Origin of the sequence: Delftia sp. HK171 (assembly GCF_001886655.1) — a bacterium.
Classification (GTDB): domain Bacteria; phylum Pseudomonadota; class Gammaproteobacteria; order Burkholderiales; family Burkholderiaceae_C; genus Comamonas; species Comamonas acidovorans.
The window spans coordinates 2013020-2026791 of the sequence record NZ_CP018101.1; the positions used below are offsets into that span (position 1 = coordinate 2013020).

The 13772-nt window shown below is 66.6% G+C and carries 16 protein-coding genes; 3 read left to right on the top strand and 13 right to left on the bottom strand.

All coding sequences use genetic code 11. The features are described from left to right. Positions 1–216 precede the first annotated feature (216 nt). The 5 genes from BO996_RS29935 to BO996_RS09145 form a co-directional block, all read right to left on the bottom strand. Positions 217–345 (bottom strand): hypothetical protein, encoded by a 129-nt coding sequence (locus BO996_RS29935; RefSeq protein WP_269667649.1) that lies wholly within the window; start codon positions 343–345, stop codon positions 217–219. Between the two features lie 57 nt (positions 346–402). Next, positions 403–684 carry an H-NS histone family protein gene (locus BO996_RS09130; RefSeq protein ID WP_012203893.1) on the bottom strand — a complete coding sequence of 94 codons (282 nt, stop codon included), beginning with the start codon at positions 682–684 and terminating at the stop codon, positions 403–405. 134 nt (positions 685–818) lie between these two features. After that, on the bottom strand, positions 819–1178 hold the full coding sequence (locus BO996_RS09135; RefSeq protein ID WP_071954548.1) for a hypothetical protein: 360 nt from the start codon (positions 1176–1178) through the stop codon (positions 819–821). 150 nt (positions 1179–1328) lie between these two features. Beyond that, the gene (locus BO996_RS09140) at positions 1329–1679 is read right to left on the bottom strand and encodes a four-helix bundle copper-binding protein (RefSeq protein ID WP_071954549.1); all 351 of its coding nucleotides are present in this window, start codon (positions 1677–1679) and stop codon (positions 1329–1331) included. A 129-nt stretch (positions 1680–1808) separates the two neighbouring features. Beyond that, positions 1809–2165 (bottom strand): PRC-barrel domain-containing protein, encoded by a 357-nt coding sequence (locus tag BO996_RS09145; protein WP_013803850.1) that lies wholly within the window; start codon positions 2163–2165, stop codon positions 1809–1811. A 372-nt stretch (positions 2166–2537) separates the two neighbouring features. On the opposite strand from BO996_RS09145, the gene BO996_RS09150 reads away from it, so the two are divergent. Together BO996_RS09150 and BO996_RS09155 are read left to right on the top strand one after the other, a co-directional pair. Continuing rightward, a complete protein-coding gene (locus tag BO996_RS09150; protein ID WP_232240486.1) occupies positions 2538–2954 on the top strand; it encodes a bacteriocin in 417 nt (138 codons plus the stop codon). Positions 2955–3054: 100 nt separating this feature from the next. Further along, positions 3055–3405, top strand: a complete 351-nt coding sequence (locus tag BO996_RS09155; RefSeq protein WP_071954550.1) for a DUF1304 domain-containing protein — start codon at positions 3055–3057, stop codon at positions 3403–3405. 33 nt (positions 3406–3438) lie between these two features. Here BO996_RS09155 and BO996_RS09160 read toward each other — a convergent pair whose 3' ends face one another. The 7 genes from BO996_RS09160 to pdxA all read right to left on the bottom strand — a co-directional run bounded on the left by BO996_RS09160 (position 3439) and on the right by pdxA (position 11700). Next, on the bottom strand, positions 3439–4080 hold the full coding sequence (locus tag BO996_RS09160; protein ID WP_083571129.1) for a hypothetical protein: 642 nt from the start codon (positions 4078–4080) through the stop codon (positions 3439–3441). Beyond that, complete coding sequence (locus BO996_RS09165; protein ID WP_071954552.1) at positions 4080–4886, bottom strand: hypothetical protein; 807 nt, start codon at positions 4884–4886, stop codon at positions 4080–4082. Before BO996_RS09165 ends, BO996_RS09160 begins: the two co-directional genes overlap by 1 nt. Beyond that, positions 4883–5338, bottom strand: a complete 456-nt coding sequence (locus tag BO996_RS09170) for a hypothetical protein (RefSeq protein WP_232240487.1) — start codon at positions 5336–5338, stop codon at positions 4883–4885. Before BO996_RS09170 ends, BO996_RS09165 begins: the two co-directional genes overlap by 4 nt. Before the next feature lie 26 nt (positions 5339–5364). Next, positions 5365–5985, bottom strand: coding sequence for a hypothetical protein (locus BO996_RS09175; RefSeq protein WP_071954554.1), 621 nt, complete (start codon positions 5983–5985; stop codon positions 5365–5367). Further along, positions 5985–6596 (bottom strand): hypothetical protein, encoded by a 612-nt coding sequence (locus tag BO996_RS09180; protein WP_071954555.1) that lies wholly within the window; start codon positions 6594–6596, stop codon positions 5985–5987. The genes BO996_RS09175 and BO996_RS09180 overlap by 1 nt, the downstream gene beginning before the upstream one ends. Positions 6597–6669: 73 nt before the next feature. Then, complete coding sequence (locus BO996_RS09185; protein ID WP_232240488.1) at positions 6670–8850, bottom strand: SdrD B-like domain-containing protein; 2181 nt, start codon at positions 8848–8850, stop codon at positions 6670–6672. A gap of 1137 nt (positions 8851–9987) precedes the next feature. Then, complete coding sequence (pdxA, locus tag BO996_RS09190; protein WP_071954557.1) at positions 9988–11700, bottom strand: 4-hydroxythreonine-4-phosphate dehydrogenase PdxA; 1713 nt, start codon at positions 11698–11700, stop codon at positions 9988–9990. Positions 11701–11856: 156 nt separating this feature from the next. Here pdxA and BO996_RS09195 point away from each other — a divergent pair, with 156 nt between their 5' ends. Next, positions 11857–12759, top strand: coding sequence for a LysR family transcriptional regulator (locus BO996_RS09195; RefSeq protein ID WP_071954558.1), 903 nt, complete (start codon positions 11857–11859; stop codon positions 12757–12759). Positions 12760–12776: 17 nt separating this feature from the next. Here BO996_RS09195 and BO996_RS09200 read toward each other — a convergent pair whose 3' ends face one another. Next, complete coding sequence (locus tag BO996_RS09200; protein ID WP_034390875.1) at positions 12777–13688, bottom strand: LysR family transcriptional regulator; 912 nt, start codon at positions 13686–13688, stop codon at positions 12777–12779. Positions 13689–13772: the final 84 nt, after the last annotated feature.

A 13772-nucleotide genomic window follows, 5' to 3' on the forward strand; every position in this document is an offset into this window, starting at 1 on the left:
CTCGAGTTGTTGACGGAAATGACATAGTTTTTGTTACGAGGCTAGCCAATCAATCTTGGGCTTCAAATAACTTCTACTGTGGAGAATGGCTTAATGCACCTCTTCGCAATTGGACCTAAGACCAGCTCGGGCACTCCGCTGCATTGACTATATGTTTCAAAAGAGCCCCGCTGGGCGAACCATGCGGGGCTTTGTTGTATCTGGGCCTGGCTGTGCTTACGCGCGCACGACCTTGACCACTGCGAAGGTCTGCGGGTAGGGAATCACCACATCAGCGCGGACGTGGCAGGTAAAGCCGATTTCGCCGGTGGATGCGAATACCTCGCGCAGTAGTTGGATGCTCACGTTCTCGCGCAGCAGGCAGTTGCGGCCATAAAAAAGGCCCGCGTTGGCGGGCCGTGCTCAGATCTCGAGGGCCTTGCGGTCCTTGCCTTCAATCCAGCGCGGCGGTTTGCCCCGGCCGGTCCAGGTGGCTCCGCTGGCGGGGTCGCGGTATTTGGCCACGCCAATGCTGGCGGACTTGGCCTTGCCGGTGCTGAAGATGTCATCCTGGGTCAGACCGAACTGCTCGACGAGTTCGCGGACCTTGGCGATGACTCCGCCTTTTTCCGCCTTCAGGGTGGCGGCGATCTTTGCCTCAAGCTCGGCCTTCTGCTGGAGGAGGGTTTTGTAATCTGCTGTCATGTATTCCTCATGGATAGTGTGCTACACAATGACGCATTCTATGGAGACAGGGCCCATGTCGCATGTGGGACATCGTTGGTGTTTGCACCTAGCCTCTGCTCCGACTGCCCCCATGCGCTGCGCGCGGACCGGGCCTAGGCCTCGGCAAATTCGCGCCTGGAGCTGAAGTGCAGGATTTCGGAATCCTGCGCTCCCCCCTGTCTTTGAATGACGATGGTGCCGTTGGAATGCAGATAGATGCGGATGCCCGGAAGGGTGTCCGAATCCAGATGGCAAGGGCTTTTGTCGAGGTTTTTCCAGCCATGTTCTGCGCACAGCGTGCGTTGCCGCATGCGGTTGAGCAATTCACGGCGAGCGCCGGCGCCTTCGCAGATGCGCATCCAGAGCAGCAACAGCATGTCGTGTGCCTCCTGGCGGGATGAGCAGGGAGGCATGTGCTTCAACTGGTTCAGCAGGGTGAAGAACCGTTCCTCTGCGCTGATTTCGAGTGCCATGATTGCCTCCTGTGTGCTGGATATGCATCAAAGTGTAGGCAGGCCCGGTTCCGCGAAGGCGTGGCGTTTGGCGACAGCGCCGGTGGCGTTTTTTCCTGCGTGTTTGCAGGATTTCTGCCAGGGCGGCTGTCATGGCCCATGCCAGGCGTGTCAGTGCGACTGCATGCCCATGAGATTGCACGACATGGCGCATTGCTGGCAGGCTGCCGCGCAGGTCTGGCAATGGTCGTGGGAATGCTTGCTGCATTCGTCGGCGCAGGCCTGGCAGATCTGGGCGCACAGGCGGCAGATGTCCGACGCATGCGGGCTATGGCGCGCCATTGCGGCCACGGCCAGTTCGCAGATCTGCGCGCACTCCAGGTCCTGGGCAATGCAGGCGGCCATCATCTGGACGTCTGACTCCTCCAGGCAGGCGGCGGCGCAGGTATTGCAGGCAATGACGCAGGCTTGGCAGGCGTCCATGCAAGCCTTGTAGTCGATGGCAGGTGGGGTGGTATTCATGGCAGTTCTCCAGGAATGAGGGAGTGAAGTCGCGCAGGGCGTTCTTCCTTGGCCATTCGCTGGCAGCTATCCGCGCCAAAGAAAACGCCCCGCGAACGGGGCTGTGTCAAAGACCGCAAGGGTCGGGATTTACAGGTAGGGCACGCCGTAGTAGTCGTTCACGCGGCGGCCATATTCATCGGTGTATGCCGGAGCCGTATCGCGCTCGTAGCGGGGCGCGTTGTCCAGTTGCTCACGCGTCAGCGACACCACGTAGCCATTCATGTTGGGCTCGTACTTGAGGGATTCCCAGGGCAGCGGATAGCGATCCGTGCCGATGCCCAGGAAGCCGCCGAATTCCATGACGGCATAGCGCACCTTGCCGGACAGCTTGTCGATCATCAGCGTGTCTATGGTCCCCAGCTTGTCGCCTGCCGGGTTGTAGACATTGGTGCCGCTGACGGTTTCGGAAGAAATGACGCTCGATGCGGTGTTGGGTGTGACCATGACGTTCTCCAGTGAGTGGGTTTGTGCTGACCCGCCAGCGCGGTGCGTCTGGCGGCTGAGCGATGCGGCTTTGAATGGGGCGCGGTAGCCGGCCTGTCAAGAAAACCTGTGCATCGCCTGGCGAAGTCGAAGCCTGTGTGCTTCTGGGTTCTAGCTTAGGACGGCATCTGCGGGCACCGGGTAGTCGGGCCGCCGCGACGGGCGTAGGAGGTGCCTTGGGCGGCGGAGGCCAGGTCCTACGAGCCCCTGTAGTCAAGGTCGGCGGGGCTGCGGGCCTTGGCTGACGCGGGGCAGTAGCCTGGGCCGGCTGCGGCGCGGCAGGGCGAGGCGTACAACAAAAACCACAGGGCAATGAAGCGCATGCAGTCCCGCATGCGTGTCGCATGCCCCGAAGGAGAGCCCCATGAATGCAAGCAACAAGCCATCCATCCAACCCATCCAGCCCATCCAGCCGGTGTCCACGGATGCCCCGAGGATGAAGACCTTGCCGAGCAGGCACGCCCCGGCCACGGTGTTCCTTCGCAGGACCCCGATGCGTCCGCGCAGTTCGAACTGTCGCCCGAGGATGCAGAGCGCGAGTCGCGCTCGGTATTCATCGGCGGCGGCGTGCTGGCCGGAGCCGCTGCAGGCGCTGCGGCGGGTGCTGCGATTGCCGGCCCGGTGGGCGTGGTGGTCGGTGGCACGGTAGGCAGCGTGGCCGGTGCGCTGGGCGGTGCGGCCGCTGGTGCCGTGGCACCTGCGCAGGGCGCGGAAAAACCGTCGCACCCCGGCAGCAAGTCTTCCGGGTGACAGGGAAGGGGTGGTGGCAGGCCCTGTGTAGCACAGCGGCCATGGACGGGTGTGGGTGCATCCCGTATACAGAGGCCTGTCCACTTTCTTCCCATCCCAGATGGCCAACGTACTCATCGGCATCGTCGCCGCAATCCATGTCTATATCCTCGTGCTGGAGATGTTTCTCTGGGACAAGCCGGCCGGACGCCGCGCGTTTGGCCTGACACCCGAATTTGCCCAGCAGACCAGGACACTGGCCGCCAACCAGGGCCTGTACAACGGCTTTCTCGCCGCCGGGCTGATCTGGGGGCTGGCCCAGGGGGCCGATGGCCTGGGCTTCAAGTACTTCTTCCTGATCTGCGTGCTGGTGGCCGGCGTGTATGGCGCCGCCACGGCCAGCCGCAAGATCCTCTGGGTGCAGGCAGTGCCGGCTGCTGTGTCGCTGGTTGCGCTGTACCTGGGCCTTTGAGCGCGCCCAAAGCGCCCAGAGCGCTCAGGGCGCTCAGGGCGAACTGGCCGTGAAGGTGACCTGCCCCGTGTAGGTGCCTGCCCTGCGGGAGGCCAGGTTGGCATAGGACAGGGTCCAGTTCGCCGTGCGCTGGGTGACCAGCCCCGCAAAGGCGGTGGCCACCACGTTGACCGCTGCGCCCGTTCCCGTATTGGGTATGAGCGGCGCGGGCAGGTTGCTGTCGCTGGTGGCGATGGTGATCTCCGACAGCGGGATGGTATTGGCCCCGCTGGCCAGCGCCGTGGTGGCGGTGGCGCGCAGCGTGACCTGGCCTGCGTTGCTGCGCACCTCCACCGGCAGCACATTGCCGCTGGGCGTGATGCTGAAGCTGGGGGCCGCGCCGCTCCAGTTCACCGAGGTGTTGCTGCCCGCCACGGGCGTGGTGGGCACGCCAGGGATGGACGGGGCGAGCACAAAGGCCACGCTGCTGGTCGTGCCGCCGGGCGTGGGCCAGGTGCCGTCGCCTATGCGAAAGAAGATGAACTTGTCGATGGCGATGGTGAAGTCCAGGTTCACCGAGGTGCTCAGCGGCACCAGCAGGCTGGGGCCTGTGGTGCTGGACGCCGCATGCACGGTGTGGCCCAGGCTGCCCAGCGCCATGGACAGGGCCAGCCACGCCATCGTCCTGGTTGCCATCACTTCAGTTCCACATCGATCTTGAAGCTGCCTTTTTCCCAGTCCAGGCTGCCCTTGGCCTTGACTGGATACACGGGCTGCGGGGCGGGCTCGCCGTCTTCACCCTTGGGCATGAGGGCCAGCGTGCGTGTCTGGCCGGGCAGTATGGGCGTGCCTTCCGGCACCAGTTCGAAGCGGCGGCCCTTGTTGTCCACGGCGTCCAGGCTGCCTTCCAGCCGGCCATGGGCATCGCCGGTGTTGCTGACGGTGACCAGGGCGCGGCGCGTCTTGCCGTCTTCGGCCATGGAAAGCTGGCGAATGTCCAGCTGGGGCGCAGCGCCTCCCAGCGTCACGTAGACGGCCACCGCGATGCGGCCCGTGACAGGCAGGCTCAGGCTGGCGCCGCCGCTGCGTATGACGGTCTGCTGCGCGGGCTCCACGCCTTCGATGGCGATCATGAAGCGGCATTCGCCGCGCGGCGCATCGGCAGGCGGCTCCACCTGGAAGCGGAAGGCCTTCTTGCTGCGGCCTGCAATCGTGACGCTGCGCCGCTCCAGCAGCACCCAGGGCCGGCAACTGCCGGGCAGCAGTTCGTCGTGGTAGGTGATGTCGCCCGTGTCGGAATAGGTCCAGTCGATGGTGCGCATGGCCACCTCGGTGGGTGCCGAGGCTAGGTTGTGGATGTCCAGCGATTGGCCCGTGCGCGCACCCGGCTTGGCCGACAGCTCGAAACGCGAGGGCGCCACGGCCAGCTCGAACGGTGCGGCGGCGGCGCCGCTGCAGGCGATCAGAAGGGCCAGTGAAACGGCGATGGGAGGGGCTTTCATGGCAGGGTCTCGATCTCGAAGTAGGACTCGAAGCTCAGCGCCGAGCCCCGGGTCAGGCGCAGCTCGGCGGGGTCGATGTGCAGCGTGATGTCGAAAACCTCGGCCATCCAGGGCGTGCGGACCACGCCGTTCCAGACCTGGACCCGGTCGCCGGGCCGGCCCGTGCCACCTGCAAACACGCCGTTGCCGTGCCACTGCACCTGCATGCCCGCAGGCGAGCGCAGGCCCGTGACCAGGGCGGGAATTACATAGAAGATGCGCGCCGTGCGGCCGACATGGGGCGCCGTGGCCAGCCGGTATTCGATGCGTCCCATGGGCAGCTCCAGCAGCCGTTCGCCGACAACCCTGGCCCGGGCGAAGTCGCTGCGCACCTGGGACCGGGGCGAGGCCGAGTCGTCCAGCCGCGCCACTTCGGCATGCGCCGCGAGGGCCGTGGCCCAGGCCAGTGCCATGCACAGGAGCGGCCAGGCCAACCGCCTCATACCATCGATGCCGTGAAGCGCACGGTGCCCTTGTAGTTGCCGCCCGGGTAGACCACGTCGTTGTCGTAGGTGAACTGCAGCACGGTGCCGGTCAGTTGCCGTGACTGGAAAGTCCAGCCCAACGCAGGGCAGAGGATGCCCGTGCAGAACGAAGCATTGGCGTTGTAGCTGGCGATGGTCTGGCTGGCGCTGGCGGTGAAGCGGCCGCTCTGTATGTCGCCGGAGGCGGCGGTGTCGTTGCCGGTGGCCGCCCAGCTGATCTTGCTGAAGGGAATCGTCGCGCTACCGCAGCCTCCCGACTGGCATGCCAGGGCGGTGCTCGAATCGACGACCAGCGTCACGGGCCTGGAGATCGCCGTGCCCAGCATGGGGCGTGTGGGCGCCACGGAGATGCCGATGCTGGGCGTGCCCGTCACAGGGGCCGGCGTGAGGCCGACATTGGCCCCCGTGACGCTGAAGGCCACGGTATCGACCGTGGCGCCGGCCGTGCCCACGCGCAGCGTCAGGCTGTAGTTGAGGGGATCGTTGTCGGTCACGATGGTGAAGACGGCCTGCACGGGCGGCACGGCAACGGCAAGGGCCGCTGCGGCCAGCAGGCGAGGCAATGCCTTGTCCATCAGATGCCCTGGGCCGTATACGTGATGACGTTGGTATAGGTATTGGCAGCCCAGCTGGCCGGCGTACCTCCCAGCGCATATGCCCAGGTTCCCGTAGCAACCACGTTGGAGGGGAACGAGGTGGATGCGCAGGCACCCAGATTGGGCCCGGGGTGGGGCAGGTTACCGGTGGTCGTGACGGTGAAGTCCGCGTTGGCGGGGCCGCCCGTGGCATTCCAGGCGCCGACCGCGCAGTTGATGGTGCCGGCGCCGGCATTGGTCCAGGCATAGACCGTGAGCGTGGCGGCAGCCGAGGCGGTGGCCACGGTGGGCGCGGCGCCGTTCCAGTCCACGTTGGTGTTGTTGACGGAGGCCAGCGGCGTGGTGGGTACGCCGGGGATGCTCAGCGTCGAGGTCCAGGTCACCGTGTCCACCGTGGTATTGGTCGAGCCCACGCGCAGCAAGATGAGCTTGGGCACGGTCACGCTGAGGTTGACCTTGGCCTGGGCCGTGATGGTTCCGGTGCCCGATCCGTACTGGCTCTCGGCCATGGCAGGCAACGTGGTCAGGGCCAGGCCGAGGCCGCCGAGCGATGCGGCCAGCAGGCGTTGGGCGATGGGTGTTCGGTTCATGGAATCTCCTTGGATGGAACGGGTTGCCTGGGAAGCCTGTGCGCCTTAATCACTCATTCATTCACTCATTCACTCACTCGCCCACCTTGACCACGGCAATCGACGCCGAGGCCTGGCCGCGCAGGGGCACGTGCACGCTGCTGGTGTTGTCGCCGGAGGCGCCCGAGGGCAGCGGTACGCTTTCCTGGGTGAGCGACAGCCGGTGGTGGCCCGTGGGCACCACCGGGAATTCGAACTGGCCATCGCGGTCGGTCACCGTGCGGTAGCGGCCGTCAAGCACCACCTCGACGCCGGCCACGCCCACCTCGCCCGCCTGCTGTTCGCCGTCGCGGTTGGCGTCGTAGAACACGCGGCCGGACAGGCTGCCGCCGCCCACGCCTTCGCCGGGTGCGCCTGCGGCCGCATAGGCCGTGCCCGCGCTGCCTTCCCAGCGCAGGTAGACATAGGCGGTCTTCTCGTCGCTGCGGTAGAGGTTGGGCAGGGAAGAGGGCGTGGGCAGCAGCGAGGACCGGGCCTGGTTGAAGTGCGCCATGAAGCCCATGCGCCAGCCCCGGCCCAGTTCCTTCTCGGCCGACAGCGAGCCCGACAGGCCCCGGCTGGTGTAGAGGCTGCCGCTTTGCGAGGTGTAGCGCAGGTTGCCGGCCAGCTGCAGCCCGCTTTCCAGCCAGTAGCGCCATTGCAGCCCGGCCGTTGGATAGTTGCGCGACATGCCGCCGCTGCGGTCGCGCGCATAGCCCAGCGTGGTGGTGAGCTCGGACCGCAGCGTTGCCTGGCGTGCACCGGCCCAGTCCTGCTCCCACTGCACTTCCTGGCCCGTCGCGGAGGAGTCGCCCAGCACGATGAGCTCGTTGCGCCGGACGGTCAGCATGAAGCGGCTGCGCGGCCAGTCGAAAAAGCGGGTCTGGTAGAACGCGCTGCCATAAAGGCTGCGCGATTGGCCGCCGCCTGCGGTGTCCGCATCGTTGCGCGTCTGGTAGGCGCTGAAGCTGCCGCCCACGGCCGTGTGCCGGTCGAACTGGTATTGGGCATTGCCATTCGCCCCCAGGCGGCGGTAGCCCGACAGTTGAAAGCCTGCATCCTGCGCCGTGGTTTGCGGCGTGCGTTCGTAGTCCAGCCCCATGCCCCAGCTCAGGCGGGTGACATGGCGGTCCACGCGCCAATAGGCGCCGCGCGCCGCGCTGGACAGCGCGTAGTCGCCAAAGTGCAGCTGGGGCTGGGCTGCATGCAGGCCGAATTCATGGCGGTAGGCGCCAGCGCGCGCACTGGCCTCGATGAACAGGCCCTGGGCGCTACGGCCCTCCATGCCGGCGGTGCCTGCCGCTGGAGAGGACAGGGGCGCGCTGGTACGGCTGCCCAGCAGCGTGGTGCGGAGCCTGAAGTCGCCATCGCGCAGCACGCCGCGCCCGTAGCCCAGCGAGGCGGCCCAGCTGGTCACGCGCTTGCTGCCCAGGCCCAGGGCGGAGCCGGGGTCGTATTGCGTGTCATCGCCGGGGTAGTGCCTGGGACTGTAGTAGGCGGGAATATCGTCGGCCTGGTCCAGCTGGAAGGCGGCAAACCAGGGGCCATCCAGCCGCACGGTGGCGCCCAGCCAGCCCAGCGTGCCCTGGTTTTTCTCGAACCCGGGGTAGGGCCCTCCCGTGAGAAGGCCGCGCTGGCCGTAGCCTGCGCGCAGGTCCAGATCCGGGCGGAAGATGCGCGCCGAGGCGCCGCGCACCGTGGTCGAGCCCAGCGACAGCCGGTAGTTGCGCGCCAGGCCATCGGTCAGCTCGCTGTAGAGGTCGCCCACGGCCGTGTCGGCGAAGGTCTGCGTGGTCAGCGGAAAGCCAAGGTTGCGCAGCGTGAAGCGCTCGCTCGTGGCTTGCCGGGCATAGCCCAGGCCGCCAATACTCAAGCCGCCAGTACTCAGGCCATTGCCAAAGTTGTCGCCGCTCAGGTGCCGGCCTTCGGCCTGCAGGGTGAACTCGCCGTAGTTCAGTGTCTCGCGGCGGTATTCGAGGCGCTGGCCGATTTCTGTGGCGCGCTGGCGGCCATAGCCGGTGGTGCGCGATTCGCCCAGGCCCAGGCGGCTTTCCACCACCCAGGCGCGAAAGCCCTCGGGCTGCTCGGTTTCGGGCTGGGCGGCAGCGGACTGTGCGATCTCGTCCGGATCCATGAAACGGTCCTGGTAGGCAGGGGCGGCCCCTTCGGAGAGTGCCTTGAGCCGGGCCTGCTCGGCCTGGTCGCGGTCCAGGGATTCGATGCGTGCCTCAGCCATGGAGGTACCGGCAACGGCCGCCGAAGAAGGTGTTTGCGCCTGTGCGCCGCACAGAAAGACGGGAGCGGCTGCCAGGCTCCACCCAAGGCACGCGAGCGGCAGGCGCGACCAGACTCCAGCGGGGCCGGCAACGGTCCGCGGCAGCGTTCGAATCATCAACCAAGATCCCTGCTTTATTCATCGGATGCCAAGCCATATGGCCAAAACAACTGATCACAAAACCGCGGAAAATGGCTGAATGCGTGCAGCCATCGATTGGGCCCTGCAAATACCGGCGCTGCACTTCAAAGACCGGCCGTTGTCAATGGTGTGCCGAATGAGAGGTATTCAGGGTGAATATCATCGTTCCCTAAATGGCATGGTTTATCCAGTAGGACGGCATGCTGCCGGATGGTAGGGGAAAGGGTGATGCTATTCGATGTTCATCTGTGGCGTTGCGGTCCCTGGCTGGCAGTGCCCAGAGGGCAGTTGGCGGGCTTTGCTTTTTTGCCATGGATGGGTTTCAGGTTTTCTATTGATAGCAATGAATCATTTGTTTTTCATGCGGCAATAGAGGCTGCTGGGCGTTATCTCCGTTTTCAGGCAATGCATCTGTTGGAAAACGAGGGTTCTCATCAGATTCCGGCTGCTGGAGAATCAAGGAATGGCGCAACTGAAGTGCGCCAGGTTCTGATTGGTTTTTGGACTGGTATCAGGCCAGGTTCATTGATGCAGGCTAAAGCACCTGCACCAATGCAAGCTGCCGCAATCATTTGCCCTGTCTTCATGAACTCTCAGGCGCATCACAGGCAAGGCCAACGCAGACCCCGGGCACCCTGGCGGGCGCTCGTGGTCATGGCGTTGGCTGTCGTTGTGACCCTGGTGGCAGGCCTGTACCCCTGGAATGCCCCGCAGCATGGCAAGGCGGCAAGCCGCATGGAAGGCTTTGCAGGCGGCGCGTCCCTCATGACCAAGAAGCGCCAGTTCCATGTGGTCCAGCGGCTGAAGACCCACCGCCTGGCCGAAGCCGAGCGGCGCCAGTTGCTGGCCCATGACACCGGCGCGCGGAATGTGCGGGAGGCGTGGCAGGCACGGGAGGTGCGAGAGTTGCGTGCGTTGTCAGAGGTGCGGGAGGTGCGCGCGATGGCCGGCCCGCTCTCAGTCCACCAGCGCCTGTATGGCCTGCAACTGCGCCGCCAGCCCGGGCCGCGCGGCTGGAAAAGTCTCCTCGAAGGCGGCGGTGCCTACCGTGAAACCCGCGGCACCGCTGGCAAGCACGGCCGCGATGCGTTCGCTGCGATCAATGGAGCCGGCCACGACCACGGGCTTGTCCACCGCATCGCAGACCGCCTTGATCAGGGCCGGCACGTCGCCCCGGAAACGGTAGGCCAGCAGGTCCAGGCCATGAACGCCCTCCAGCCCCGCGATGCGGCGCGCGCTGGCCACGATGTCCTCGGCCGGCCCTGAAAGCACGCTCGGATGCCCGCTGATCCTGCCGGGGAACGGATAGTAGGCAATGCCGCTGCCGCGCAGCACGGGCAGCACCGCCTCGGGGCGCGTGCCGCCCATGAGAACGTCCACACCGAGCTCGACCGCCGCGCGGGCCGAAGCCACCTCGCTGGCCTCGTCCAGGCTGACGACTTCCAGATAGACCCTGGCACCGCCCGCGCGGATGTCCCGGGCCAGCTCGCGCAGCTGTGGCAGGGGCAGGCCTATGTCCTTGAAGCCCACATGGCGCACGCCCTGGGCCAGCACTTCGCGCAGCCGCTCGCGCGCATCGGCAATGGTCTTGTCCTGCTGCGTGAGCATGAAGATGAAGTCCGGGCGCTGCGCCTGTCCGCTGGCGCCGGAGCGGCCCGCCTGCACCATGGCCGCGGCCTGGCGCAGCGCGCAGGCCAGGCTGGCATGGTCCGCACGGCCCGTGCCGGCGATGTCGAAGGCCGTGCCGTGGTCCACCGAGGTGCGCACGAAGGGCAGGCCCACGGTAATGTTCACGCCCTGCTCGACGCCCAGGTACTTCACGGGAATCAGCCCCTGGTCATGGTATTGGGCGACCACCACGTCGAACTCGCCCCGGCGTGCCCGCATGAAGACCGTGTCGCCCGGCCAGGGGCCGTTGGCGTCTATGCCTTCGGCCCGTGCGGCCGCAATGGCGGGGATGATCACCGAGCGGTCCTCGTCCCCGAACAGCCCGTTCTCGCCGGCATGCGGATTGAGCCCCGCCACGGCCACACGGGGCCGGGCGATGCCGAACGCCCGGCAGGCCCGGTGCGCAAGGCGGATGGCACGCAGTTCGTTGTCCGGCGTGACTGCGGCAATGGCCTGCTGCAGCGGCACATGGATGGAGACCAGCAGCACCCGCAGCTCGTCATTGGCGAGCATCATGGCGAAGTCGCGTGTGCCCGAGCGCTCGGCCAGCATCTCGGTATGGCCGGGGTGGGGGCAGCCCGCGGCGCGCAGCGCCTCCTTGTGGATGGGTGCGGTCACCAGGCCTGCGACTTCGCCGGCCAGGGCCAGGTCGATGCCGCGCTGTATGTAGGCATGGCATGCGGCCCCGGCGCGCGCATCGATGCGTCCCCAGGCCAGGTCCGCGGGCAGCCGGTCCCCGGTCTGGAGCACGAAGACGGTGGCGGGTGGCACGGTGGCGGGAACCTGGGCCGGCGTATCGATGGCGTGGATGCGCGGCTGCACGCCCAGCATGTCGGCTGCCCGCTGCAGCCGCCCCGTGTCGCCGATGACGAAAAAAGGCGCACGGGGCCGGGCGGGGTCCATGGCCAGTTTGACGATGATCTCGGGGCCTATGCCCACGGGATCGCCCATGGTGATGGCCAGGGGTGCGGGGGCGATGGCGGGGGCTTCATTCATGGTCATTGCTGAAAGCTCAATCGATGGAGGTACTTTGCATGAAAATCGCACTGCAGAAAATCGATATGGATTCAGTATTCAGTTGATCAAAAGTCAATTGAAATTTCTCTCCACTCCCTTTCTTCGATGTGTCCGATGTGTCCGATGCCGCCCTCCAGTCCCATGGCCCCACCCACCCATATGCCGCCGCTGTCCGCCCTGCGTGCCTTCGAAGCCACGGTGCGCCATGGCAGCGTTTCCAAGGCCGCGCGCGAGCTGCACCTGACCGATGGCGCCGTGAGCCGCGCCGTGCGCGACATGGAAGAGGCGCTGGGCTTTGCGCTGTTCCAGCGCAGCAACCGCAGCATCATTGCCACCCCCACGGCGCGTGTGCTGGCCGAGGAGGTGGCCCTGGCGCTGGAGCGCCTGCGCGGCGCGCTGGGCCGTGCGCGGCAGGCCGCCGGGCCGGACCGGCCGCTGGTGCTGTCCTGCGAGCCCACCTTTCTGATGCGCTGGTTGATTCCCCGCCTGAGCGGTTTGCAGGAAGCGATCGGCACGCAGCGCGAGCTGCGCCTGGTGTCGGCCGGCGGCTCGGTGCCCTTTGCGCGTGAAGGCATCGATCTGGCCATACGCCGCGCGGATTTCGACATGGGCGCCGATGTGGTTGCCGAGCCCTTTTTGCAGGAGCACGTGGGTCCCGTCTGCCGGCCTGCACTTGCGAAGACGCTGGCACGCTCCGGGCCGCTGGGCGGCGTGCTGCTGCACACGGCATCGCGCCCGGACGCATGGCGGCATTGGAGCGAGCTGACCGGCGTGCCGCTGCAGCCCGGGCGCGAGGCCCGCTTCGAGCATTTCTACCTGAGCCTGCAGGCTGCCGTTGCCGGGGCGGGCATTGCCATCGGGCCGCTGGCGCTGGTGGCCGACGATCTGGCCAGCGGCACCCTGTGCGCGCCGCGCGGCTTTGTGGCCGACGGCTCGCACTACGTGCTTATGTCACCCAGGCCGGTGCATGACGAGGCCCGCTTCGCCCTGGTGCTGGAGTGGCTGCGCACGCAGACATTGCCGCTGGCGCGGGCTGACGCATGACTTGCGCCTGCCCGGCTTCACTGGTCGTGCTCGGACAGCTCCCGCCAGTGCGTGCGGGTGAATGCATAGACGGTTTCCAGCGCCGGTGACAGGCTGCGCGCGCCCATGCGCGCCATGCCGTAGCGGCCGCAGCGCCGGGGATCGGCGGGCAGGGGCACTTCGGCCATGGTGCCGCTGGCGCGCTCCTGGCGCGTGATGGACAGCACGCCGAACAGCAAGGTGTCCGTGGCCAGGGTCACGCTGCGCAGCAGTTCCAGGTTGTTGCAGTGCAGGGTGAACAGCTTGTCGGGCTCGGCTCCCTCGCCCCACAGCTCGGCCAGCTGCCGCGCCATGGCCGTGCTCAGCGTGGTGGTGGCCAGGGGGTAGCGGCGGATCTCGTCCATGCCGGGGTTTTGCAGCACGGGGTGGCCCGCGCGGCAGACCAGGCCGGCGGGCAACTCGCCCAGCAGCTCCATGTCCACGTCCTCGGCGGCGCGCAGCACATAGGCGTCGCCGACGATGGCGTCTATCGACTCATTGCGCAGCAGCTCCAGCAGGGCGCTGGTGGCACCCATCTCGGTGCGCACCTTGATGCGCGGATGCGCCTGCGCCATGTGGATCAGAAAGGGCTTGAGCAGCAGTGCCGCCGGGGCCGGCGCCACGCCAATGGCCAGTGCACCCTCCTGGCCGCCGCGCAGCAGCTCCAGGTCGCGCCGCAGCTGGGTTTCCTCCAGCCGCATGCGGCGTGCGCGCTCGGCCACCAGTTCGCCGAAGACCGTCAGCCGGGCACGCCGCGCGCCCCGGTCGAACAGCTGCGCCCGGAGCTCGTCTTCCAGCGCGCGGATGCTGCGGCTCAGCGCCGGCTGGGTCAGGTGCACGGCACGCGCCGCGTCTGAAAAAGTGCCGTGCTCGACGATGGCCAGCAAGTGCCGCAGCTTCTGGGTATCCATGCGAAGTCCTCATGGTTTGTTGGCAAATTTCTCATTTGAATTATAGGTAGGCACTTCCTAAGATCGCATCCATGGACATTGAAA